This window comes from Actinosynnema sp. NPDC023658 (assembly GCF_040639995.1).
Taxonomy (GTDB): Bacteria; Actinomycetota; Actinomycetes; order Mycobacteriales; family Pseudonocardiaceae; genus Actinosynnema.
The window spans coordinates 1-22,319 of the sequence record NZ_JBFAAX010000001.1 but is presented as its reverse complement, the minus strand read 5'-3'; the positions used below and the strand labels follow the sequence as shown (position 1 = coordinate 22,319).

General features: G+C 73.1%; 23 protein-coding genes. 8 read left to right on the top strand and 15 right to left on the bottom strand.

Translation table 11 applies throughout. The features are described 5' to 3' along the window. Nucleotides 1-933 precede the first annotated feature (933 nt). The 6 genes from AB0G02_RS00115 to AB0G02_RS00090 all read right to left on the bottom strand — a co-directional run bounded on the left by AB0G02_RS00115 (nucleotide 934) and on the right by AB0G02_RS00090 (nucleotide 7,199). Nucleotides 934-1,344: a hypothetical protein gene (locus tag AB0G02_RS00115; protein WP_360786856.1), complete on the bottom strand. Its 411-nt coding sequence runs from the start codon at nucleotides 1,342-1,344 to the stop codon at nucleotides 934-936. 4 nt (nucleotides 1,345-1,348) lie between these two features. Continuing rightward, entirely contained in the window at nucleotides 1,349-2,917 is a 1,569-nt protein-coding gene (locus AB0G02_RS00110; RefSeq protein WP_360786854.1) for an ABC-F family ATP-binding cassette domain-containing protein, read from the bottom strand. 199 nt (nucleotides 2,918-3,116) lie between these two features. Further along, nucleotides 3,117-3,890 carry an ABC transporter permease gene (locus tag AB0G02_RS00105; RefSeq protein WP_360786851.1) on the bottom strand — a complete coding sequence of 258 codons (774 nt, stop codon included), beginning with the start codon at nucleotides 3,888-3,890 and terminating at the stop codon, nucleotides 3,117-3,119. A 66-nt stretch (nucleotides 3,891-3,956) separates the two neighbouring features. After that, nucleotides 3,957-5,204: an MFS transporter gene (locus AB0G02_RS00100; protein WP_360786848.1), complete on the bottom strand. Its 1,248-nt coding sequence runs from the start codon at nucleotides 5,202-5,204 to the stop codon at nucleotides 3,957-3,959. Nucleotides 5,205-5,283: 79 nt separating this feature from the next. Continuing rightward, nucleotides 5,284-5,748, bottom strand: coding sequence for a MarR family transcriptional regulator (locus AB0G02_RS00095; RefSeq protein ID WP_360786845.1), 465 nt, complete (start codon nucleotides 5,746-5,748; stop codon nucleotides 5,284-5,286). A gap of 17 nt (nucleotides 5,749-5,765) precedes the next feature. Further along, nucleotides 5,766-7,199: an NCS2 family permease gene (locus tag AB0G02_RS00090; RefSeq protein ID WP_360786842.1), complete on the bottom strand. Its 1,434-nt coding sequence runs from the start codon at nucleotides 7,197-7,199 to the stop codon at nucleotides 5,766-5,768. A gap of 368 nt (nucleotides 7,200-7,567) precedes the next feature. Between AB0G02_RS00090 and AB0G02_RS00085 the strand changes: the two genes are divergently transcribed. After that, nucleotides 7,568-7,831 (top strand): DUF2530 domain-containing protein, encoded by a 264-nt coding sequence (locus tag AB0G02_RS00085; RefSeq protein ID WP_360786839.1) that lies wholly within the window; start codon nucleotides 7,568-7,570, stop codon nucleotides 7,829-7,831. A gap of 719 nt (nucleotides 7,832-8,550) precedes the next feature. Here the strand turns inward: AB0G02_RS00085 and AB0G02_RS00080 are convergent. Then, on the bottom strand, nucleotides 8,551-11,379 hold the full coding sequence (locus AB0G02_RS00080; protein ID WP_360786836.1) for a hypothetical protein: 2,829 nt from the start codon (nucleotides 11,377-11,379) through the stop codon (nucleotides 8,551-8,553). After that, nucleotides 11,376-12,182: a DUF3027 domain-containing protein gene (locus tag AB0G02_RS00075; protein WP_360786834.1), complete on the bottom strand. Its 807-nt coding sequence runs from the start codon at nucleotides 12,180-12,182 to the stop codon at nucleotides 11,376-11,378. The genes AB0G02_RS00080 and AB0G02_RS00075 overlap by 4 nt, the downstream gene beginning before the upstream one ends. A 57-nt stretch (nucleotides 12,183-12,239) precedes the next feature. On the opposite strand from AB0G02_RS00075, the gene AB0G02_RS00070 reads away from it, so the two are divergent. From AB0G02_RS00070 to AB0G02_RS00055, 4 genes are read left to right on the top strand one after another with little or no spacing between them, the layout of a single operon-like run. Next, nucleotides 12,240-13,001 (top strand): glutaminyl-peptide cyclotransferase, encoded by a 762-nt coding sequence (locus AB0G02_RS00070; RefSeq protein WP_360786831.1) that lies wholly within the window; start codon nucleotides 12,240-12,242, stop codon nucleotides 12,999-13,001. A gap of 15 nt (nucleotides 13,002-13,016) precedes the next feature. Then, on the top strand, nucleotides 13,017-13,922 hold the full coding sequence (locus AB0G02_RS00065) for a pyridoxal-phosphate dependent enzyme (RefSeq protein WP_360786828.1): 906 nt from the start codon (nucleotides 13,017-13,019) through the stop codon (nucleotides 13,920-13,922). Between the two features lie 34 nt (nucleotides 13,923-13,956). Continuing rightward, nucleotides 13,957-15,579, top strand: coding sequence for an MFS transporter (locus tag AB0G02_RS00060; RefSeq protein ID WP_360786826.1), 1,623 nt, complete (start codon nucleotides 13,957-13,959; stop codon nucleotides 15,577-15,579). 11 nt (nucleotides 15,580-15,590) lie between these two features. Next, nucleotides 15,591-16,064: a DUF2771 family protein gene (locus tag AB0G02_RS00055; RefSeq protein ID WP_360786823.1), complete on the top strand. Its 474-nt coding sequence runs from the start codon at nucleotides 15,591-15,593 to the stop codon at nucleotides 16,062-16,064. Nucleotides 16,065-16,148: 84 nt separating this feature from the next. Here AB0G02_RS00055 and AB0G02_RS00050 read toward each other — a convergent pair whose 3' ends face one another. Continuing rightward, complete coding sequence (locus tag AB0G02_RS00050; RefSeq protein WP_360787045.1) at nucleotides 16,149-16,535, bottom strand: cold-shock protein; 387 nt, start codon at nucleotides 16,533-16,535, stop codon at nucleotides 16,149-16,151. A gap of 129 nt (nucleotides 16,536-16,664) precedes the next feature. On the opposite strand from AB0G02_RS00050, the gene AB0G02_RS00045 reads away from it, so the two are divergent. Further along, nucleotides 16,665-16,856, top strand: coding sequence for a hypothetical protein (locus AB0G02_RS00045; RefSeq protein ID WP_360786820.1), 192 nt, complete (start codon nucleotides 16,665-16,667; stop codon nucleotides 16,854-16,856). Here AB0G02_RS00045 and AB0G02_RS00040 read toward each other — a convergent pair. After that, the gene (locus tag AB0G02_RS00040) at nucleotides 16,822-17,466 is read right to left on the bottom strand and encodes an HAD hydrolase-like protein (RefSeq protein ID WP_360786818.1); all 645 of its coding nucleotides are present in this window, start codon (nucleotides 17,464-17,466) and stop codon (nucleotides 16,822-16,824) included. The two genes, AB0G02_RS00045 and AB0G02_RS00040, sit on opposite strands and share 35 nt — an antisense overlap. Nucleotides 17,467-17,502: 36 nt before the next feature. On the opposite strand from AB0G02_RS00040, the gene AB0G02_RS00035 reads away from it, so the two are divergent. Continuing rightward, nucleotides 17,503-18,063 (top strand): TetR family transcriptional regulator, encoded by a 561-nt coding sequence (locus AB0G02_RS00035; protein ID WP_360786816.1) that lies wholly within the window; start codon nucleotides 17,503-17,505, stop codon nucleotides 18,061-18,063. Here AB0G02_RS00035 and AB0G02_RS00030 read toward each other — a convergent pair. After that, nucleotides 18,054-18,464, bottom strand: a complete 411-nt coding sequence (locus AB0G02_RS00030; protein WP_360786813.1) for a hypothetical protein — start codon at nucleotides 18,462-18,464, stop codon at nucleotides 18,054-18,056. The two genes, AB0G02_RS00035 and AB0G02_RS00030, sit on opposite strands and share 10 nt — an antisense overlap. Before the next feature lie 2 nt (nucleotides 18,465-18,466). Next, the gene (locus AB0G02_RS00025) at nucleotides 18,467-19,438 is read right to left on the bottom strand and encodes a Gfo/Idh/MocA family oxidoreductase (protein WP_360786811.1); all 972 of its coding nucleotides are present in this window, start codon (nucleotides 19,436-19,438) and stop codon (nucleotides 18,467-18,469) included. 32 nt (nucleotides 19,439-19,470) lie between these two features. Here AB0G02_RS00025 and AB0G02_RS00020 point away from each other — a divergent pair, with 32 nt between their 5' ends. Continuing rightward, nucleotides 19,471-19,845, top strand: coding sequence for a YccF domain-containing protein (locus AB0G02_RS00020; protein ID WP_360786808.1), 375 nt, complete (start codon nucleotides 19,471-19,473; stop codon nucleotides 19,843-19,845). Between the two features lie 50 nt (nucleotides 19,846-19,895). Here AB0G02_RS00020 and AB0G02_RS00015 read toward each other — a convergent pair whose 3' ends face one another. From AB0G02_RS00015 to AB0G02_RS00005, 3 genes are all read right to left on the bottom strand, one after another. After that, the gene (locus AB0G02_RS00015; protein WP_360786805.1) at nucleotides 19,896-20,282 is read right to left on the bottom strand and encodes a VOC family protein; all 387 of its coding nucleotides are present in this window, start codon (nucleotides 20,280-20,282) and stop codon (nucleotides 19,896-19,898) included. A 35-nt stretch (nucleotides 20,283-20,317) separates the two neighbouring features. Continuing rightward, nucleotides 20,318-21,166 (bottom strand): metallophosphoesterase, encoded by an 849-nt coding sequence (locus tag AB0G02_RS00010; protein WP_360786802.1) that lies wholly within the window; start codon nucleotides 21,164-21,166, stop codon nucleotides 20,318-20,320. A gap of 188 nt (nucleotides 21,167-21,354) precedes the next feature. Continuing rightward, nucleotides 21,355-22,167: a maleylpyruvate isomerase family mycothiol-dependent enzyme gene (locus AB0G02_RS00005; protein ID WP_360786799.1), complete on the bottom strand. Its 813-nt coding sequence runs from the start codon at nucleotides 22,165-22,167 to the stop codon at nucleotides 21,355-21,357. Nucleotides 22,168-22,319 lie beyond the last annotated feature (152 nt).

Sequence of the window (22,319 nt, the reverse complement as noted above, 5' to 3'; positions counted from 1 at the left end):
GCGCCACCCGCGGTCGACGACCTGCCCACCCGGCCAATCCACGACCTGCCCGCCGCGTGTCGGGGCGCGGCGGGCACCCACGTGCCGCCTTGGCGCGCGGAGTGCGGGTCACCCACCACGGCCGGGCCGGGCCCGGGCTGCGCCGGGCACGGCCGGGGTCGGGTCGGGTCCGGGCTACGCCGGGCACGGCCGGGGTCGGGTCGGGTCGGGTCGGGTCGGTGGAAGCTCCCGCGGCAGTCCCGCTGGCGGCGGGCTCGCTTCCGGGAGCGTGCTCCACGTTCGTCGAGGCACGTGGGTGCCCGGCCGGCCCGAGGCCCAGCAAGCGCGCGGCCCGTTCGGCAGGCGGCCCAGCCAAAACGTACCCCGGTTCGGCGGGCGGCCCAGCAAGCACGCGCCCCGGTCGGCGGGCGGCCCAGCCAGCGGGCGGCCGGGTGCCTGGGAGGCCCGGCCGGCGGGCGGCTCAAGCCGTGCTGCGAGCCGTGCTGCGAGTCGTGTGGGGCCGCAGGGCTCGGCGGACATCTCCACCGACCGATCCACCGGCCGACCATGCCCTACCGGTCGACCATGCCCTACCGGCCGACTACCAGCCGACCGCCAGGCCCCGACCGGCCGACCGGGCCCGAACGGTCCGGTCAGCTCACGCGGTCCCGGGCAGTCCCGGGCGGAGGTGGCGGTCGGCGTGCGTCGGTGACATCCGGTCCGGAGGTGGACAGGTGGACATCCGGGGGTGGACAGGGGTCCGGGCCGGGTGCCGCGCCTTCATTCTTCCGGCAACGCTTTCGGCGTTTCCATTCATCCCCGGGTCGACCATGGTTCGCGCGTTCGGGTGATCTTGGCGGCAGACCGGGGGCACACCCGGACCTGCTCCGAACGCACGGCGAAGATCGACCGGACGCACCGGCGAGAGTACTACCGGCGCACCCCGACCGCTGGTCAGCGGCGCCGGCCGGACTTCAGCGGCGCGACGTCGGCACCGTCGTGGGAGCTCCGGCACTCGTCCGGCGTCACCGCCTCGACGGCCAGCGTCAGCATGCCCTTCACGCCCGTGTAGATGCTCTCGCCCGCCGACGCCAGCGACGTGTGCACCCGGTTCGAGTCGGAGAAGTCGCGCTCGTCCTTCGTGCGCTTCTTCCCGGCCTCCTCGGGCTTGGTCGCACTGCGCAGGTTGACCTCCAACCACGCGGCGACCTCGGTCGGCGTGGTCAGGACCTCCTCCGGCGTGCGCTCCAAGCGCTCCTGGCGCGGGGAGGCGTGGTCGAGGGACGTGTGCTCCACATAGGCGTGCCAGTGCGTGTTGCGCAGTGACCACGTCTGCTCGATCGGCCAGTCCTCCTCGGTGCCCATGCGCCTATCTTGCCAGGGTCCGCACGTCCAAGGTGTGGTCAACCCCCACAGCCGACGCCAGCCTGCGGTCGTGGGTGACGAGCAGCAGGGTGCCCTCGTAGCCGTCCAGCGCCTGTTCGAGTTGCTCGATGGCGGCGAGGTCGAGGTGGTTGGTGGGCTCGTCCAGCACCAGGCACGTGGTCCCCTTGGCCTGCAGCACGGCCAGCCCCGCCCTGGTCCGCTCGCCCGGCGACAGCGAACGGGCCGGGCGCAGGACGGCGTCGGCACCGACCCGGAACTTCGCCAGCAACGTCCGCGCCTCCACGTCCGGCAGCCCGGTCTGCCCGGTCACGACCTCCAGCACGGACGACGGCACGGCGAAGTCGGCGCGCACCTGGTCGACCTCGCCCACCACCACCGCGGGGCCCTGGCTGCGCTCGCCCTCCAGCAGTGGCAGGCGGCCCAGCAGCGCGCCGAGCAGCGTCGACTTGCCGGATCCGTTGGGTCCGGCGATGCGCCAGCGCTCGCCCGCGCCGATGGTGAGGTCGATCGGGCCGAGGGTGACGTCGCCCCGGCCGACCACGGCGCCGCGCAGGGTGAACGCGACCTGGCTGCCGCGTCCGGCGCTGGGCAGCGTCAACCGCAGCTCCCACGGCTCGCGCGGTTCCTCGACCTCTTCCAGGCGTTCCAGCGCGCGGTCCACTGTGGACGCCTTCGCGGTGAGGTTCTCGGCTCCCTGCTTGGCGAAGAACTTGACGAACTTGTCGCTCTCGTCGGACTTCGCGTTGCGCCGCACGCCCGCCTTGGACCACTCGCGGGTCTGCCGGGAGCGTTGCGTCAACGCGTCCCGCCGCGCCGCGTAGGTCTCGTACTCCTCCCGCGCGCGCCGCTGGGCGTTGGCCTTCTCCTGCACGTAGGCGTCCCACCCGCCGCCGAACGCGGTGGCGCCGTGGGTGAACTCGTCGAGTTCGACGATCGCGGTGGTGGTGCGGGCGAGGAACTCGCGGTCGTGGCTGACCAGGACCATCGCGGCGCGGCTGCGGAGCACGTGGGACTCCAGGACTTCGAGGCCGGCCAGGTCGAGGTCGTTGGTCGGTTCGTCGAGCAGCAGCACGTCGGCCGTCGTCAGCAGCACGGCGGCGAGCCGGAGCCGGGCGGACTGGCCGCCGGACAGCTCGCCTTCCCCGCGTTCGCCGGACCCGCGTTCGTCGAGGAGCGTGGCGGGCAGGCCGAGCCGTTCGCACACCGCGTCGGCGCGTTCGGCGAAGTCGGCCGCGCCGGAGGCGGTCCACTCGTCGAACGCCCGCGCGTAGGCGTCGTCGGCTCCGGGTGCGCCGTCGGCCAGGGCTCGGGTGGCGGCGTCGAACGCGCGCTCGGCCGATGCCACGCCGGTGCGGCGGGCCAGGTGGTCGCGCAGGGACTCGCCGGGTCTGATCTCCGTCTCCTGGGTGAGGTGGGCGACGGTCCCGTGGGCGGTGACGGTGCCGGAGTCGGGGGTCAGCTCGCCGGCCAGCACGCGCAGCAGCGTCGACTTGCCGACGCCGTTCGGTGCGATGAGGCCTACGCGTTCACCTGCGGGGACATCGAGATCCACCTCCGAGAGCACGGTACGCGGACCGAACGACAGCGTGACGTTCCTGGCTGTCAACACGGTCCGATCGTGGCACGTGCGCCGGTCGTCGGCACGCGCATTTCCGGGCACGACGAGGCCCCGCCACCCGGTGGTACGGCCGGGTGGCGGGGCCTGGTCTGTTCCCGAACTGACTGCCGCTCCCACCACGAAGCGACGTCGGTTAGGTTAGCCTAAGCTCGCCTGCTGCACCAGTCCTGCGCACGAGTCCCCGCGCGACCAGTTCCACGACCACCGCGATCGCCACCGCCTCGACCGCCAGCAGCGCCAGCAGCACGACGAGCTGCAACGCGCCCGCCTGCCACACCGGCGCACCGCCCAGCAGCATCCCGACGAACGCGCCGGGCAACGTCACCAGGCCGACCGTCCGGGTCTGGTCGAGCGCGGGGACGAGGGCCTCGGCGGCCGGGCGGCGCACCAGCTCCCGCACCGCGACCGGTTCGGTGAAGCCGAGCGCCAGCGCGGCCTCGTACTCGCCGTGCCGGTCCCGCAGGGTGTCGAGGGCGCGGCGCACGGACAGCGTGGTGGCGGTCATCGCGCCGCCGATGAGGATGCCGCCGATCGGCACGAGCGCGATCCCCCGCACCGGCACCAGCCCGCTCACCACCAGGCCGGCGAGCGCGGGCACCGTGCCGGCGAGGATCGCCGCGCCCACCCACGTGCCGCGCCTGCCGGTCTTCGTGCGCGCGGCCGACGTGCCCGTGGCGACGCCCGCCATCAGCACCAGGAACGCCGCCGTCAACGGCAACGACGCCAGCACGACCGTGATGACAGCGGACACGGCGGCCAGTTGCGCGACCGCCCGCACGGCCGCCCGGACGACGGGTCGGGGCGAGGCCAACCCGGCCCACCGGACCACGGCCCCCGCGACGGCGGTGAAGACCAGGCAGACGACGAGCAGCCGGACCCAGTCCGTTGCGATGACCACGCCGCCCATTGTCGGTCGCGCCCACGACGACGCACGTCACAGCGGCACGTCAGGGCACGGACAGGGTCGGGTGGGTCAGACGCGGGCGCGGCGGCGCAGCCCGAAGCGGGGCACGGGCAGCTTCAGGCCGCCTCGACGCGCCAGCACGATCCCGCCGACGACCGCCGCCACGATCGAGACGGCACCGCCGACGATCAGCGGCGACCGCGCGGTGAAGTGCTCGGCCAGCCACCCCATCACCGGGCCGCCCACCGGGTTGCCGCCGAGGAAGACCAGCATGTACAGGCCCATGACCCGACCGCGCATGTCGGGTGACACGGCCAGCTGCACGGTCGCGTTGGCGGTCGTCGTGAACGTCATCATGGCGATGCCGACGGGGATCAGGGCGAGCCCGGACAGCAGCATGGTGGGCATCAGGCCGACCACGATCTCCAGCACGCCGAACGCCAGCGCGCCGAAGATCAGCAGCCTCAACCGGGGTTTGCCGCGGGCGCTGCGGCGGGCGGCCAGCGTCGCGCCGGCCAGCGTGCCGACCGCGAGCGTCGTGGACAGCAGGCCGTAGGCGGAGGCGTCGCCGCCGAACGTGTTGCGCGCCAGCACGGCCAGCGTGACGTAGAAGTTCAGCCCGAACGTGCTGATGAAGAACACCAGGAACAGCAGGATGACCAGGTCGGCACGCTTGCGCACGTACCGCAGGCCTTCCCGCAGCTGTCCCTTCTCGCGGGGCACGGGGTCGCCGCGGTGCAGCTCGGACGCGCGCATCAGCAGCAGACCGGCCAGCACGCCGAGGAAGCTGATGGCGTTGAGCAGGAACACCCAGCCGGTGCCGACCACGATGATCAGGACGCCGGCGACGGCCGGGCCGACCATGCGAGCCAGGTTGAACGTCATCGAGTTGAGCGCGACGGCGTTGGTGAGCTGGTCGCGGCCGACCATCTCGACCACGAAGCTCTGCCGCACGGGCGTCTCCACCGCGGACACCGCGCCGAGCAGCAGGCACAGCAGGTAGACGTGCCACAGCTCGACCACGCCGGTGACGTCGAGCAGGCCGAGGGTCAGCGCGCAGAGCCCGAGGCCGGTCTCCAGCACGAGCAGCAGCTTGCGCTTGTCCATGCGGTCGGCCAGGACGCCCGCCCACAGCGACAGCAGCAGCGTGGGCGCGAACTGGAGCGCGGCGGCGATGCCGAGGGCGACCGGTGAGCCGTCGGACAGCTCCAGCACCAGCCAGTCCTGGGCGACGCGCTGCATCCACAGGCCGACGAGCGAGACGACCTGGCCGGAGGCGTAGAGGCGGTAGTTGCGCACGCGGAGCGATCCGAACATGCGCCTTCGTGCCGGTGGTGCGGTTGGGTTGCGTTCGACCTGGTCCGTCTCTGCCCCACCCGCGTACGCCGGCACTTCGTTACTGCCCCGCCATCCTGTCGATGATCTCGGCGGCGCGCAGCAGCACGCCCCGCTCTTCCGGTGTCAGCTCCGCCAGCCGCTTGTCCAGCCAGGCCTCGCGGGCGGACACCTCTTCGTTGATGTAGGTCAACCCCGCCTCGCTCAGCTCCACGATGGCCTGCCGGCCGTCGGTGGGGTGGGGGCGGCGCGTGGCGAACCCGTACTCCTCCAGGGCGGCGATCACCCTGGTCATCGACGGGGGCTGGACGCCTTCCTTGGCGGCCAGCTCGCCCGGCGTCAGGGGCCCGCACTTGTGCAACGTGGACAGCGCGGACACCTGGGTGAGCGAGATCGTGGAGTTCACCCGCTGCGCGCGGAGCCTGCGGTTGAGCCGGATGATGGCCAGTCGCAGCCGACTCGCCAGTCCCGCCTCGACCTCGGTTTCCGTCACGTAGTTAGCATACCTCACGATCTCTGCGCCCATCGTGTGAACTTGCCCATTCAGCCGGCGAGAGCGGCCTGGATGGGGCCGATCGCGAAGTAGACGACGAACGCCGCGGCCACGATCCACATGAGCGGGTGCACGCTGCGTGCACGGCCCGTGAGCGCGCGCAACACGACGTAGCTGACGAAGCCCGCGCCGATGCCGTTGGCGATCGAGTAGGTGAACGGCATGACCACGATCGTGAGGAACGCGGGCAGGCCGACCGAGAAGTCCGCGAAGTCGATCTCCTTGATCTGCATGATCATCAGCGCGCCGACGACGACCAGCGCGGGCGCCGCCGCCTCGACCGGCACCACCGAGTACAGCGGGGTGAGGAACATGGCGGCGATGAACAGCAGGCCGGTGACGACGTTGGCCAGGCCGGTCCGCGCGCCCTCCGCGATGCCGGACGCCGATTCGATGTAGACGGTGTTGGACGACGAGGACGCCGCCCCACCCGCGACCGCGCCCAGGCCGTCCACGAACAGCGCCCTGGACACGCCCGGCAGCTGGCCGTCCTTGCCGATGAGCCCGGCTTCCTTGCCCAGGCCGGTCATCGTGCCGACGGTGTCGAAGAAGTCCGTGAGCACCAGCGTGAACACCAGCAGCGCGGCTGTCAGCGCGGGCACCCTGGTCCACGCGCCGAGCGACACGTCACCCAGCAGTGAGAGGTCGGGCAGCCCGAACACCTGCTCCGGCAACGCGGGGTAGCCGAGGTTCCACCCGGCCGGGTTGGTGCCCTGCGACGGGCCTGCCTTGACGATCGCCTCGATGACGATGGACAGCACGGTCGCCGCCAGCACGCCGATCAGGATCGCGCCCTTGACCCTGCGGGCGACCAGGATGCCGGTGATCACCAGGCCGACGACGAACACGAACGTGGGCCACGACGCGATCGACCCGTTGATGCCCAGGCCGACCGGGACGGTGGTGTGCGCGGCGTCCGGGAGTCGCCGCACGAAGCCCGCGTCGACCAGGCCGATGAAGCAGATGAACAGGCCGATGCCGACCGCGATGGCCGCCTTGAGCTCCGCCGGGACCGCGTTGAACACGGCCGTGCGGACGCCGGTGACGACGAGCAGCAGCACCACCAGGCCGTTGACCAGGACCAGGCCCATCGCTTCCGGCCAGGACATCTGCGGCACCATCGTGACGGCCACGAAGGAGTTGATGCCCAGGCCCGTGGCCAGCGCGAACGGGTAGTTGGCGACGAGTCCGAAGAGGATCGTCATGACGCCCGCGACGAGCGCCGTGACCGCCGCGACCTGCGGGACGGTGAGGATGTTGCCGAGGACGTCGACCTTCGCGCCGGGGTCGTCGGCGGCGAAGCTGCCCAGGATGAGCGGGTTGAGCACGACGATGTAGGCCATGGTCACGAACGTGACGAGCCCACCGCGCACCTCCCGCGCCACCGTGGACCCGCGTGCGGAGATCTTGAAGAACCCGTCCAACCCGGAACGCCCCGCCCCACCCGCGGCCGTCCCGCCTTCCCCTGCTCCCGACGCCGCACCCACAGGCGTCGCACCGGCCGACACCCCAACGGCGTGCGTCCCTGCTTGCGTCCCTCCGCGCGTCCCTCCGTGCGCCCCTGCCTCGACCGTTGCGCCGTGCGTCGCACGGGCTGCCGGTTCAGCTGTCGGGTCGGCTTTCGCATCGGCTGTCGGGTCGACTGCCGGGTCGGCTGTCGGTTCGGCTGTCGGTTCGTTGGCTGTCCCGGCGTCGGGCGTCTCGGCGGCGGCCATCTCATCTCCTCGATCGGTGTGGCGGCGAGCAGGCAGAGCGTGCCCCACCTGTGTTTCGGCCAGGTAGCCTGCCCGACGTGGCCGAACAGGACGCAACACCCCTCCCGCCCCCGCCCGCGCTACCACCGAAGCTGGCCGACCCGGTGCCCGTGGTCGTGGCCGGGACGGCGCTGTGGTGGCTGGCACTGCTCGGTGTGCTGCTGTTCGGTCGGGACTTCGGCGTCCTGGGGTGGACGTGCCTGTCCGGCGGCGTACTGGGGATCATCGGCTACGGCATCTTCGCCTGGCAACGCTCCGCCGCCCGTCGTGGCAGCAAGACCGCCCAACAGGGCCTGGACTGAGCACTACCCGCCCCACCCGCAGCCCGCCCCACCCGCAGCCCGCCCCACCCGCAGCCGGCCGCACCCGCACCCAACCCGGCACCTCCACCACCCGCAGCCACCCGGCACCGGTCACACCCGCGCCCGATCCGGCACAGGTCACACTTGCGGCCAACCCGACACCGGCCCCACCCGCAATTGGCCCGGCAGCAGGCCCACACCCGCGGTTGGCCCGGCAGCAGTCCCGCCCTCGACTGGCCCGGCACCGGTCACATCCTCGGCTAGCGGCGGGGCCCCGGCTGACACCCGCGACCTCCGCTGGCGCTGGGGACATCCGGAGGGCCACCGGGCGACCTCGGCGGACGCTGGGAGACCTCGGTCGGCACCCGAGCCCGCCCTTGGCCGACGCCCCGGCTCTCCTCGGCCCACGCCCGGGTTCCCTTGGGCCGATGCCGACCGACCTCGGCTCGCGCTCAGGCGGGGCCTTGGCTGACAACCGACCTCGGCTCACGCCCAGGCGGGGCTTCGGGTGGCACTGTCCCTCGGCCCATGCCCAGGCCGCCCTTGAACACTCGGCTCGGACGGCCCTCGGATGACACTGGGGGCCGGGGCGCCGCGACCTCTCTTTTACCGGCAACAAATTCCGGATTTCCATTCATCCCCCGAGCCGCTTGCCCGATCGGGTGATCTTGCCGAACGGGCCGGGCGGGACGGCAGTGCGCCGGGCGGACCGGCGGTGCTCAGCCCAGCAGGACGGCGGGCGTCGGGTCGGAGATCAGGGCGGCGAAGGTGTGCCGATCATCCCACCGGCCCGTGGTCCACGCCAGCGCACGCGCCAGGCCCTCGGGGGTGTCGGCGGCGTGGACGACGCCGTCGGACACCCACCACGACACCGAGTGCTCGGCGCCCTCCGCCGTCACGACCAGGTCGTCGTGCACGACCAGCGACCCGACGGGCAGGTCGACGCCGAGCAGGTCGCACGCCAGCCGCAGCGCGCCCAGCTCCGACCAGACCACCTCGTCACCCTCGCCCACGACGGTCCCGGTCACCTCTTCGGACGCCAGCGGCAGGGCGAGGAGTTCCGCCAGGTCCGCGGCGGCGCCCGAGGAGGCCAGGACCTGTGCCGGCGGCAGCACGCCGAGCAGCCACGGCAGGTCGAGGACGAGCACGTCGTCGGCCGGTTCGGCGGCGCCGGTCAGCACCCGCACCCGGTCCGGCGGCTCGACGCTCACCGAGTCGGCCACCTCGGCCAGCTGGGCGTGCACGCGCAGCACCAGGGCGTCGGACAGCTTGCGCGCCGGGTCACCGAGCCGGGCCAGCAGGTCGGCCACGTCGTCCTCGTCGACCACGCCCAGCGAGGTGCGCACACCGGCGGCGGCCAGGACGTGCGGCGGCAGGTCGATCGGCGGCACGACGTCGTAGAGGCCTTCGAGCTCGTCCGCGTCGGGCAGTCGCCACGACCCCAGCGGCACGCCGTCGATCGTCGCGTACCGGGCCAGCCACCAGCCCGTGTAGCCGTCGGGTTCGGTCACGGCCCGCCACGCGGCGGGATCGGCGGCCATCATCGCGAGCGCTTGAGGCCACTTGTCGCGGGCGACGAGGTCCAGGTCGCGGATGCCGAGGACGCGGGTGGGCGGGACGTCGAACGCGTCCCACCAGTAGCCCTCGTCCGCGAGGTCGTGGTCGGGTTCGGTGGGCGAGTCGTCCTCGACCACGGTGAAGCCGTCGATGACGCCGACCTCGACCAGCGCGGACCGGGGCCACTCGTCGGCCACGGAGGCGTCCAGGACGCCGAACGGCGCGTCGTCCTCCAGCACCGTCAGCAGCGCCGAGTCGGGCAGGACGAGCTCGTCGGCCCGTCGCCACTCGCCGTCCGCGGCGGGCAGGGCGAGTTCCCCGAGCCAGGGCCGGCCGCCGGTCCGCGACACGAGCCGCAGCACGGTCCGCACCAGTTCGGCGCCGTCGAGCGTGGGGTCGTCGAGGCTGCGGTGGACGGCTTCGCGGACGGCGTCGGAGTCCAGCAGCTCGGCGGGGCCCGCCTCGGTGGCGCCGAGGCGCAGGAGCAGCGGGTGCGCCGCCTCGGGGTGCGCGATCCGCAGGCCTGGGACCGGGAACTGCTCGGTGTCCGTGCCGACGAGGACGCCGCGAGGGCTGCTGACCAGTCGCCCGTCGACCAGCGGCACGGGCAGGCTGCCCATCTCCTCGCGCGCGGTGGAGTCGACGTCCGCGACGGGTGAGAGGGCGTCGTACACCTGGTGCCACCACGTCGGGTCGCCGCCGACCCCGGTGAGGGCGGCGACCACTTCGGACACGCCGAGCCGGGGGACGTCGAGCGCGGCCAGCGCCTTGGCGTGCGGTGGCAGGGTCAGTTCGTGGTCGAGGAGGCCGGGGATGACGTCTTCGAGCAGCTCGACCAGTTCGAACGACGCGAGGTCGAGCACCTTCGCGGTGGTGGGCGCGGCCCACTCGCCGTCGGCCAGCGGCAGCCAGGAGGCGGTGCGCAGGGCGGCCAGGACGCCGTTGCGCAGCCGGTCGTCCACTTCGGACAGCGGGAATCCGGGCAGCGGCACGAGGGAGGTGCGCTCGACCGCGGGCAGTTCGGTGACCAGGCCGGGGTAGGCCTGGGCGGCCTGGTCGAGCACGAACGAGGCGGCCGGACCGGCGAGCACCCGTCGTCGGGAGGGTTCGACGGGGAGGGTGGCGATCAGCCGGGCGGGCAGTGACAGCTTCTCGTCGGTGGGGGTGGGCGCGTGCAGGACGTCACCGGAGAGGGGTTCGTCCATCGGCCACGCCCAGCACACCGACCAGTGGGGCCGGGACTCGACGCCCGCGACGAGGGAGGCGGGCAGTTCGCCGCCGACCCGGCGGACGAGCCACCGCTGCGCGCCGGACGGTCCGGTGAGCACCACGACGCCGTCGGACTCGGTCCGCTCCCACGCGTCGTCGCCCACCTCGATGCGCCGCAGGCCGGGCAGTGCGAGCAGCAGGTCGGGCGCCTGGGCGGCGAACTCGGGGAGCAGGCCGTCGGCCTGGACCTTGAGGGGCAGCCGCACCTCGGTGTCGAACCCGTCGGGCACGTCCGACTCGTCCGACGGCCACACGAGCCGCAGCACGGGCACGTCGCCGCCGCGGGCGGACGCCAGGGTCGGCACGGCGTCGCGCGTGCGGGCGGCGGAGAACGCCACCGCGCCGGACCGCGAGACGACGCGTGGTTCGTCGGTCACCGCGAGGACGGCGGCGAAGCCCACGCCGAACTGGCCGACGGTGTCGGTGGCCTTCGAGGACGCGCGCAGGGACGCCAGTGCCGCCACGCCCGCCGCGTCGAGGGGCGCACCGGTGTTGGCGGCGCGCAGTTCGCCGTCGACGAGGGTCAGGCGGAGCACGCCGGGGGTGTCGCCGGCGGCGTCGGAGGCGTTCTGCGCCAGTTCCACCAGCAGCCGGTCGCGGTAGCCGCCGAGCCTGAGGTCCTCCTCGGCGTTGGCGTCCTCGCGGAACCGCGTGGGCGAGCCGCGCCACGCGGCCAGCACCGACTCGCGCAGCGCCTCGGTGCCGAACGGGTCCGCGGTCACTTCCCGCTCTCGTCGGCCGGGGCGTCGGCGGCGGGCGCCTGGGGCACCGGGTTCGCCTCGACGTCCAGCACCGCGTCGTCGTAGACGACCTCCGCGACGGGCACCAGCGGGCCGCCCTCGACCTCGACCTCGGAGTGGGCGCCGCACCCGTACTCCACGTGCACCACGTGCCCGTCGGCCGGCGTCAGCTCGTTGGCGCACACGCCGTAGGCGGCGCCGAGCGATCCGGCGATCCGGGTGTAGAAGCCGCAGGTGCCGCAGGTGGCGGGGGCGCTGCGGGCCATCTCGCTGCGGGGGCCGAAGTCGCCGGAGTGCCAGCGCTGGGCGGCGTCGAGGACGCCCTCGCGCGAGAGCACCCGGACCCGGCCGAGGCCGATCTCGAGCGCGACCTCCTCGACGGCGGGGTCGTCGGAGCCGACGTAGCCGGGCGCCAGGCGCGGGTCGTCCTCGGGGGCTGGCAGCAGGTCGCCCACGCCGAGGTCGCCGGCGCGGACGCGCTCGTGCCACGGCACCCAGTCGGGTGCGACGAGGGCGTCGTCGCCGGGCAGCAGCACGACCTCGCTGACCGAGAGGGGCGTGCCGGGGCCGGCGAACGCGACCGTGACGGCCCAGTTCCAGCCGCGGTAGCCCGCGTGCTCGGCCTCGAACAGGTGGGTGGCCGACACCTCGTCCTCGGCGACCGTGCCCACGTGGTCACCGACGCGTTCCGCGCCCGCTTCCTCTTGTGCGGCGGCTCGGGCGAGCCGGACTGCCTCGGGGTCGGCGAGCGCTGGATCGGGCTGCTGGGTCGGCGTGGCGGTCACAGGTGGATTGTGCCGCACGTCTTCGCAGCCCCGTGCACACGTGCCACCCTTTCGGACGTGCGGTGGGTCCTGATGGCGGTGGTCTTCGTCCTGTCGGCGGCGTGCGCCACCCCTCCGGGTGGGTCAACGGACCGGCCGGCGGGGGTGGAGGTGCTGGGCACGCTGCCGCACGACACCGGCGCGTTCACGCAGGGGTTGGAGCTGGTCGACGGGGTGCTCTACGAGGGCACCGGCCTGGAGGGGCAGTCGTCGCTGCGTCGGGTCGACCCGGGGACGGGCGAGGTGGAGCGGCGCGTGGAGCTGCCGCAGCCGCTGTTCGGCGAGGGCATCACGGTGGTGGACGACCGCGTCTGGCAGCTCACCTGGCGGGACGGGGTGGCCATCGAGTGGGACCGGGACACCCTCGAAGAAGTGAGGCGCGTCACCTACGAGGGTGAGGGTTGGGGGCTGTGCCGGGATGGCGGCCGGTTGGTGATGAGCGACGGTTCCGACGAGCTGACGTTCCGCGACCCCGGTTCGTTCGCGGTGACCGGTTCGGTGGCGGTGCGCCGGGACGGGCAGCCGGTGACGCGCCTGAACGAGCTGGAGTGCGTCGGCGGGCAGGTGTGGGCGAACGTGTGGCAGACCGACGAGGTGGTGCGCATCGACCCGGCGGACGGTCGCGTCACGGCGACCGTGGACCTGGGCGTGCTGCGGCCGGACGACGTGCCGGCCAGTGACGTGCTCAACGGCATCGCGGCGGTGCCGGGCACGGACGAGTTCCTGGTGACGGGCAAGAACTGGCCGACGATCTTCCGGGTCCGCTTCACGACCGGGTGACCTACCGTCTGGCGCGTGGACATCGACCTGGACAACATCGCCCGCGCCGCCGAGACCATCGATCCCGTGTTCCGGGGGACACCGCAGTACGTGGACGAGCAGTTGTGCGAGGCGTTGGGGCGGCGGGTGCTCGTCAAGGTCGAGACGGTCAACCCGCTGCGCAGCTTCAAGGGTCGCGGCGCGGACTTCCTGGGCGCGACGCTGCCGCCGGGTCGCACGGTCGTGTGCGCGTCGGCGGGCAACTTCGGGCAGGCGGTGGCGTACGTGGGTCGTCGCCGGGGGTTCGGGGTGGAGGTGTTCGTCTCGTCGGCGGCGGTGCCGGACAAGGTGCGGCGGATGCGGTCGCTGGGCGCGTCCGTGGTGGAGGTGCCGGGTGACTTCACCGGTGCCAAGGCGGTGGCCCGGGCGCACGCCGAGCGGGTGGGTGCGGTGTTCGTCGAGGACGGTCGGGACGTCGCCGTCACCGAGGGGGCGGGGAGCATCGCCGTCGAGCTGCTGGGCGCGGGCCACGCCTTCGACACGGCGGTGATCCCGGTCGGTGACGGCGCGTTGATCACCGGCATGGCGCGCTGGATCAAGGAGCACTCGCCGGGCACGCGGATCGTCGGGGTGTGCGCGGAGGGTGCGCCGGCCGTGGCGCGCGCTTGGGCCGGGCGGCCGGCGGGCGACACGCCGATCGACACGATCGCGGACGGGATCGCGGTGCGGGTGCCGGTGCCGGCCGCGATCCCCCGGCTGCGGGCGCTGGTGGACGACATGCTGCTGGTGCCCGACGACGCCATCCGGGACGCGATGGCGCTGGCCCGGGGCGCGCTCGGGTTGGTGCTGGAGCCGGCGGGGGCGATCGGGCTGGCCGCGATCGCCGTCGCGGACGTGCCCGGCGAGTCGATCGCCACCGTGCTCACCGGCGGCAATGTCTGAGACGCGGTCGTGCCGGGTGAGGCAGGATTGAGGGGTGACACCCCCTCGGCCGGAAGACCAGTCGCGGCGGTACCCGTGGGAGGACGACGAGTACAAGCCGCGCACCCGGCCGTACCCGACACCCGGCGCACCGCCGACCCCGCCGAACGGTCAGCCGCCACCGAACGGTCAGCCGCCACCGCGCGACCGGTCGCGCGGTCGGTCGGCGCCGCCGCCGGGCGGTCCGCCGCCGCGGGGCGGGGACCGGGAGTCCGCGCGCTTCGCGCCGCCGCCGCCGGGTGGTGAGGAGCCGACCGCGCCGACGTTGCCGAAGAAGCTCACCGTGACCCGCGTGGTGTGGTTCCGCACGAGGCAGCTCAGCGGCAAGGCGCTGGCCGCGTTCCGCCGGGCCGCCCACGCCGACGGCGCCAAGCAGTCCGGCCTGTCGTCGCTGACCTACGCGGTGATGCTCAACTACGCGGCCGACGCGGCGATGGCGGTCGCGCTGGCCAACACCCTGTTCTTCTCCGCCGCCGCGGGCGAGAGCCGCGGCAAGGTGGCGCTGTACCTGCTGATCACGGTGGCGCCGTTCGCGGTGGTCGCGCCGGTCATCGGGCCCGCGCTGGACCGGATCCAGCACGGCAGGCGGGTGGCGCTGGCGGCGTCGTGCGTGCTGCGGGTGTTCCTGTCGATCGTGATGGCGTTGAACTTCGACAACTGGGGCCTGTACCCGGCGGCGCTGGGCAGCATGGTGCTGTCGAAGTCGTTCATGGTGCTCAAGGCCGCGATCACGCCGCGCGTGCTGCCGCGCGAGATCACGCTGTCCAAGACGAACGCCCGGATGACGGTGTTCGGCCTGGCGGCGGGTGGTGTGTTCGGTGCGGTCGCGGCCGGGTTCGCGAACGTGTTCGGCTCGCCGGGCGCGTTGTGGTTCACGGCCGTGCTGTGCCTGGCGAACGGCTACTACTGCCTGCGCATCCCGTCCTGGGTGGAGGTCACCGAGGGCGAGGTGCCGGCGTCGCTGCGGGCGAAGCCGCGCAAGCCGACGCGGCAGCCGCTGGGGCGTTCGGTGGTGGTGGCGCTGTGGGCCAACGGCGCGATCCGGATGCAGACCGGGTTCCTGATGCTGTTCGCCGCGTTCGTGGTGCGCGCCCAGACCGAGGGTGACGCGTTCATGCAGTTGTTGCTGCTGGGCGTGATCGCCGCCGCGGCGGGGGTGGGCAGCTTCCTCGGCAACGCCGTCGGCGCACGACTGCAGTTCGGCTCACCCGACCAGGTGGTCATCGGGTGCTTGGTGTCGGCGTTGGCGACGGTGGTGCTGGCGGCGGTGCTGCCGGGCCTGGTGACGGCGGCGGCCGTGGGGCTGGTCGGCGCGACCGCCAGCTCGCTGGCCAAGGTGTCGTTGGACGCGGTCATCCAGGACGACGTGCCGGACGAGTCGCGGGCCTCGGCGTTCGGCCGGTCGGAGACGATCCTGCAGCTGGGCTGGGTGTTCGGCGGCGCGCTGGGCGTGCTGCTGCCCACCGAGTACTGGATCGGCTTCACCGTGCTGGCCGTGCTGCTGGCGGTCGGGCTGGCGCAGACCGTGCAGACGCGGCGCGGCGCGACGCTCATCCCCGGCCTCGGCGGCGACCGCCCGCTGCGGGCCGCGCCCGTGGTGCCCAGGCCGGGCACGTAGGCTCGACCGCCGTGCGCCGACTCCTCATCCCGCTGTCGCTGCTGGTCCTGGCCGGTTGCGCGGCGCCCACCGACCCCGAGGTGACGTTCTACGCCGACGGTGAGGCGATCAACGTCAGGCCGTCCCAGTACTGCGACCTGCAGTCGGAGAACTGCGCGGTCGACGCCGACGCGGTCGGCGTGCTGCGCGTGCGGCCGGGCAGGCCGGTGCAGATCTCGGTCCCGGGTGAGCTGGCGGAGACCGCCTGGTCGGTCAAGTTCACCTACCGCAACGCCCGAGGCGAACAGCAGGAGCCGTTGCGCAGCAAGCTGTTCACCCAGCGCGAGCCGAGGTTCGCCTACACGCTGGTGCTGCCGAACCGGGACGACCAGCTGGAGAGCGTCGAGGTGCAGCAGTACGGGGCGCGCATCGAGGCCGGCGACACGGGCGCGTTCGACTTCGTCGCCCGGGGCACCTGGGTCCTCTCCGTGGACGACCGCTCCTAGTCCGACCCCGCGGTTCTCCGTGACCGGCCCCAGGCTTGCGACCTGGGGCTTCGACGGCTTTCTGGTAGTCCCGGGCCCGTCGACCTACGGGTCGAGCTCCCGCGCCACGGCCCGGACGACCTCGGAGATCAGCTTCGTGTTCTTCCGGTCCGGGTAGCGGCCGCGGCGCAGCTCCGGCTGCACCTTCAGCTCCAGCAGCTTGATCATGTCCTCGATCAGGCCGTGCAGCTCCTCCGCCGGGCGGCGGCGGGCCTCCGCGACCGAGGGCGCCGGGTCGATCAGGCGGACGGACAACGCCTGCGGCCCGCGCCTGCCCTCGGCCATGCCGAACTCGATCCGCTGACCGGCCTTCAAGCCCTCGACACCCGGGGGCAGCGCGGATTTCCGCACGTAGACGTCTTCGCCACCGTCCTGGGTGACGAAGCCGAAGCCCTTCTCCGAGTCGTACCACTTGACCTTGCCGGTCGGCACCGTTCTCACCAATCCTTACTGAGCGATCACACGACGAACGCGCCCCGGGCGTGCCCAGGACGCGTCCCACCAGACTATCCAGAACACCACCGCCGGGGCACCTCCGATCGCGCGACTACGCTTCACCCCATGTCGACCACGAAGCTGATGCCGCTGGCAGTGGCGTTGTTCGCGCTCGGCGTGGCGGCCATCGTCGCGATGTTCATCGTCGGCGAACGCGGTCTGCCCGCCTGGGTGTTCGCGGCGGGCTGGCTGCTCGCGCCCGCGGGGCTCGCGCTGGGCGTGCTCAGCGCGGTGAGGGGCGCCCGACCGCGGCGGTGAGCCGCTCGGCGTTGGCCCGCAGCCACGCGGGGAACGCCGTCAGGTCCGGCAGCACGACGTCCGCGCCCTCGGCGGTCAGCTCGTCGGCGTCGCACGGCCCGGTCACCACGCCCACGGACACCGCGCCCGCCGCCTTCGCACCGCGCACGTCACCCACGTGGTCGCCCACGTACACCGCCGCGCCGTGCGCCTTCAACGCCTCCGCCTTGCCGGTCGACCACAGCTCGCCGAACAGGTGGTCGACGTGCCAGTCGAACGCGGCCAGGTGCAGCGCCGCGTTGGCCCGGTACTTGCCGGTCACCACGATCGTCGTCCCGCCCAGCTCACGCACCGCCGCAAGCGCTTGCGCCGCGCCCGGCAGGGCGACCGTGGCCGGGATGACGACCTCCGGGTACAGCTCGCGGAACCGGGCGATCAGGTCCGGGATGTCGGCCTCGGGCACGCCGAACTCGCGGTAGGTCATGTCCAGCGGCGGGCCGAGGTTGGCCGCGAAGTGCGCGCCGTCGAGCGGGTAGCCGCTCTCCGCCGCCACCGCGTCCATGACCGCCGCCATGCCCGGCCTGGGGTCGATCAACGTCATGTCCAGGTCGAATCCCACGGTCAGCGGCACGGCTCGCACCCTATGCGCTGTGCCAAGCTTTGCGCCGTGACGGAACTCACCAGGGCCCTGCTCGACGCGGCGGCCGAGTTGCTCGCGGCGCACGGCTCCCGGGGCCTGCGCATGGCGGAGGTCGCGGTCAAGGCGGGCGTGAGCAGGCAGACCGTTTACAACGAGTTCGGCAACAAGGAACGGCTCGTGCAGGCCGTGGCGCTGCACAAGACCGCCGAGTTCGTGCACGGCATCCGCGAGCGGCTGCTGGGCGAACCCGACCCCCTGGAGGGCTTACGCCGGGGCATCGCGTTCGCGTTCGACCTGGCCGGGCGGGACGTGCTGGCCAGGTCGGTGCTCAACGGCGCGAACGCCGAGGACATGCTCCCGTTCCTCACCACCAGGGGGAAACCGGTGCTCGCGCTGGCCACCTCGGTGTTCGCCCAGCACATCCGCCAGCACTGGCCCGAGCTGCCCGACGCGCGCGTGCACCTGGTCGCGGACACGATCGTGCGGGTGGCGCTGAGCCACCTGCTCACGCCGGGCAGCCGCCGGGTCGAGGCGGTCGTGCGGGTGACGGAAGCCCTGCTGGCCGACCGGCCGGGCGGTCACGGGTGATAGCGCCCGGCGACCTCCACGATCCGCCCGTCGCCGTCGAAGTACAGCTTCGGCGCGTACGGCGGGTAGGGCATCGCCAGGAAGTCGTCCCGCGAGCACTCCACCGCGCCCAGCCCGGACGACAGCCGCGGCCCGACGGGTTCGCCGCAGCCCAGCGCGGTGTGGATGGTCGCGTCGTCGGCCGGCCGCGACACGTGCCGGTGCTCGGACCCGGGCAGCTCCCGCACCGCCGAGCTGTCCGACTCGGCCCGGACGATCTCGGCGTCCACCCACTCCACCGAACCGTCCCCGGCGACCGACGTGATGACCGCGACGTCCACCGAGGACGGTGTGAGCACCGCCCACCCCACCGCGCCGACGAGCACGACGCCCACGCCCGCGAGCAGGAACTCCCGCCGCACGGTCAGCCGGCCACGTCGTCGTAGGTCAGGCCGACCTGCTCGGCGGCCCTGGTGAGCGTGCGCAGGATCGCGAGCGACTCGGCGGGCCGCACGGACGGGCTCTCCGTCTCCCCCGCCGACACCCGCCGCACGACCTCGCGCAGCTGCGGCACGTACCCGGCGCCCTCCTGCTCGTGCCGGTGCTCCACCCCGTTCACGACGATCACGCTCGGGTTGTACAGCGCCTCCGGCAGCTCCACCAGGCCACTCGTGCCGTACACGACCGCACCGGTCTTCAAGGGGCTGACCAGCGAGGACGCCAGCAACGCGTGCTCGCCGCCCGGGTAGCCGAGCAGCATGCCGATCTCGGCGTCCACGCCGTCGACCAGGCGGCCGTGCGCGGCGACCGTGTCCGGCTCACCGAGCACCAGGTGCGCGAACGACACCGGGTAGATGCCCAAATCGAACAGGGAGCCGCCGCCGAGGGCCTTGTTCCACAGCCGGTGCGCCGGGTCGTGCTCCAGGGTGAAGCCGAAGTCCGCCCGCACCGACCGGACCTCACCGATCGCGCCGTCCGCGATCAGCTCGGTCATGCGCACGATGAGCGGGTTGAACCGCGTCCAGATGGCCTCCATGAAGAACAGGCCGCGCTCACGGGCGAGGTCCACCACGTCCTTCAGGTCCGGCAGGGTGAGCGTGGCGGGCTTCTCGCACAGCACGTGCTTGCCCGCTTCGAGCGCGGCCCGCGTCACCTCGTGGTGCTGGACGTGCGGCGTCGCCACGTAGACGACGTCCACGTCCGGGTCTGCCAGCAGGTCGGCGTAGTCGCCGTAGGCGCGCGGGATCCCGTGCTTGGCCGCGAAGGCCTCGGCCTTGGGCAGCGCGCGCGACGACACCGCGAGCACCTCGACGTCGGGCAGCAGGCGGAGGTCACCGGTGACGACGTCGGCGATGCCGCCGGTCGCCACGACACCCCAGCGGAGTTTGTTCGGCACGGGTCGGGAGCTTAATCGGGCAGGATGGACTCGTGAGGCTCATCCTGAACCTGATCTGGCTGGTCCTGAGCGGCTTCTGGCTGGCCGTCGGGTACGCGGTCGCCGGCGTGGTGTGCTGCGTGCTGATCATCACGATCCCGTGGGGACTGGCGTCGTTCCGCATCGCCAACTACGCGCTGTGGCCGTTCGGGCGCACGGTGGTGGACCGGCCCGACGCGGGCGCCCCGTCGCTGCTCGGCAACGTCGTGTGGATCGTGGTCGCGGGCATCTGGCTCGCCATCGGCCACGTCGTCACCGGCGTGCTGCTGTGCGTGACGATCATCGGCATCCCGCTGGGCGTGGCGAACTTCAAGCTCGTGCCCGTGTCGCTGATGCCGTTGGGCAAGGAGATCGTGGCCCTGCCCTGAGTCCCGGGGACGCCGACCCGGGTGTCGGCCGGGGACGTCGGCCGGGGACGTCAGCCGGCGACCTCGTGCAGGCACAGGACGTTGCCCTCGCTGTCGTGGAACCAGGCCGCCTTCTGCGAACCGAGCACCGCGATGTGGTTGACGGTCTTCAGCTCGGGCAGGTCGTAGTCCTCGAACCGGACGCCGCGCCGTTGGAGGTCCCCGATCTCGCTCTCCAGGTCGTCGACCTCGAAGGTGAGCACGGTGTGGCCGCTCTGCGCGCCCTCCTCGGCGGGCATCAGGCCGAGCGCGTCGCCGCGGCCGAGCTCGAACAGGCGGGTGCCGTCGCCCGGACCGCCGCCGAGCGGGGTGAGACCGAGCTGGTCCGCGTAGAAGCGGGAGGCCCGGTCCGGATCGGACACGGGCAGGATCGTCGTGGTGCGGGTCGCGGTCAGCATGGCGTGCCTCCTTACCGGGTGCAGCCATGCTGCGCTCAGTCCGTGTCCTCCGCAACGCCGCCCGCGTCGCCGGGCACGGCGTCGGCCGTCCCGGCCGGGCTGTCGTCGCGTCCCAGTTGGACGACCAGGCACGGGCCGCCGCTGTAGAGGCCCGCGTCGACGGCCAGCACCCTGCCGTCGGCGTACCGCAGCGGGCCGTCGATCTGCTCCGGCGGCACGCCGAGCTGGTCCGCGATGACGCTGTGCCCGTGCACCACCTCGTGACCGCCGAGCACGTCGAGCAGCTCGCTCGCCACCACCGCGCCGTCCGGGCCGCGGAAGGCGTAGCGGGTGGTCATCTTGCGCCAGCACTCCCACCAGTGCTCCAGGTCGTCGCCCTTGAGCACGGCCCGGACGGCCGCGTTCACGTCGTCGATCGTGGTGCCCCACTCCAGGTACGCGAGGGTGTCGGAGTGCATCAGCAGGTGGCCGTCGACCTCGGTGAGGACGCGGCGGGTGGTCAGCCACTCGATGTGGGCGTCGGTGAGGCGGTCCTGGTCGCTGCGCAGGCCGCCGTTGAGCAGCCAGCTGCGGGCGAAGCTGCGCGGCGTGGGTGCGCCGGGCACGTTGCGGTCGCCGAACCGGTGCATGCCCAGCAGCAGCACCTCGTGGTTGCCGATGAGGGCGTCCACCTGGCCACCGCTCTGCTCCGCGAGGCGCATCACGAACTCGATCACCCCGATCCCGTCGGGGCCGCGATCGACGAAGTCACCGAGGAACCACAGCTCCGCCCCGCCACCGCACCAGTCCCCGTCGGCGTCGACGAGGCCGGAGGAGTGCAGGGCGCGAGTCAGCTCGGCGAGGTGCCCGTGCACGTCGCCGACCACGAAGAGCGGTCGTTCCACACCTGCGACGATAAGCGACGCGGGGGTGTGGTGCGCAAAAGTCGATCAGCGCCCCGCCCACCGACTTCGGGCACCACGACCACCGGCCTCCCCCGCCGGGCCGGTCCCCACCCGCCGGCCCGAGCCCGCGCCACGCCCGCCAAGCTCCCTGAGCAGGGCGGACGCCGGCGCCGGGCCCCGATCGGGGGTCAGGTCAGGTTCGGCCAGCCGAGCAGGGCCTCCACCGTCACGTCATCACCCGTGACGGTCACCTCCCCCATGCCCAGCCGCCGCCACAGCAGCAGGTAGAGCTGCTCCGCCGTGCCCGCGACCCGGGCGTCCACCGCGTCGGCCGCGTATTCACCGGGCCGGGAGCCGCCACCCGCGAGCTCACCACCCGCCGATCCACCGCCGGCGAGCGCGCCGCCCGCGAGCCACTTCGGCGTCGTGGTCCCGTCCGTGCCCAGCCACCACCTCGCCCCGGTGTCGGTCGCCACCAGCTCCAGCACCGCGGGCCCGGCCGTCCACTCCTCGCCGTGCAGGAAGCGCTCCAGGAACTCGTCGACGCCGTCCGCCGCCAGCTCGGCCGGGATCGGCTTGACCTTGTCCGCGGCCCGCTGGGCGTCCCAGCAGTGCACCACGGCCTCGTGCGCCTGCCGGGACGCCAGCGCCGCCGCCGTGTCCCGCCCCTCGTCGTTCCACCACACCCACACCGGCGCGTCCGGCCCGGCGTGGCGCAGGTACTCGTGCTGCACCGCGACGTAGCGGGCGCTGATCTCCCGCCACCCCTCGACCCGGTCCGGCCCGGTGTCGGAGGCCCGCCGCGCCGCCTCCTCGTCGGGGTACGCGCCCTTCGCCAGCACGACCGCCGTCCACCACGCCTGCACCTCCGCCAGGTGCGCGACCAGGTCGTCCACCGTCCACCCGGGGCAGCTGGGCACCGGCGCGGCCAGGTTGCCCTCCACCGCCTCGGTGAAGAACCCGCTGTACTCCTCGACGACCGCCACGTGATCGATGCCCATGCCCGCGGACGCTAGCCCAGGGGTACGACAATTCCGGTGTCAGCGCAGCTCGGAGGGGGGATGCTCCTATAGAAGTCAAGCGGCGGTGGCTGGGTTTGTGGGTTGGGTGGCGTGGTGGGGGTTTGTGCTGGTCAGTGCGCGATAGACCTCGC

Bases quoted from the DNA above. Each gene is read 5' to 3' on its own strand.
- AB0G02_RS00105 (WP_360786851.1), bottom strand. From the start codon at position 3,890: ATGGGCGGCGTGGTCATCGCAACGGACTGGGTCCGGCTGCTCGTCGTC.
- AB0G02_RS00005 (WP_360786799.1), bottom strand. From the start codon at position 22,167: ATGGGCATCGATCACGTGGCGGTCGTCGAGGAGTACAGCGGGTTCTTC.
- AB0G02_RS00115 (WP_360786856.1), bottom strand. From the start codon at position 1,344: ATGGGCACCGAGGAGGACTGGCCGATCGAGCAGACGTGGTCACTGCGC.
- AB0G02_RS00015 (WP_360786805.1), bottom strand. From the start codon at position 20,282: ATGCTGACCGCGACCCGCACCACGACGATCCTGCCCGTGTCCGATCCG.
- AB0G02_RS00045 (WP_360786820.1), top strand. From the start codon at position 16,665: ATGTCGACCACGAAGCTGATGCCGCTGGCAGTGGCGTTGTTCGCGCTC.
- AB0G02_RS00100 (WP_360786848.1), bottom strand. From the start codon at position 5,204: ATGTTCGGATCGCTCCGCGTGCGCAACTACCGCCTCTACGCCTCCGGC.
- AB0G02_RS00095 (WP_360786845.1), bottom strand. From the start codon at position 5,748: ATGGGCGCAGAGATCGTGAGGTATGCTAACTACGTGACGGAAACCGAG.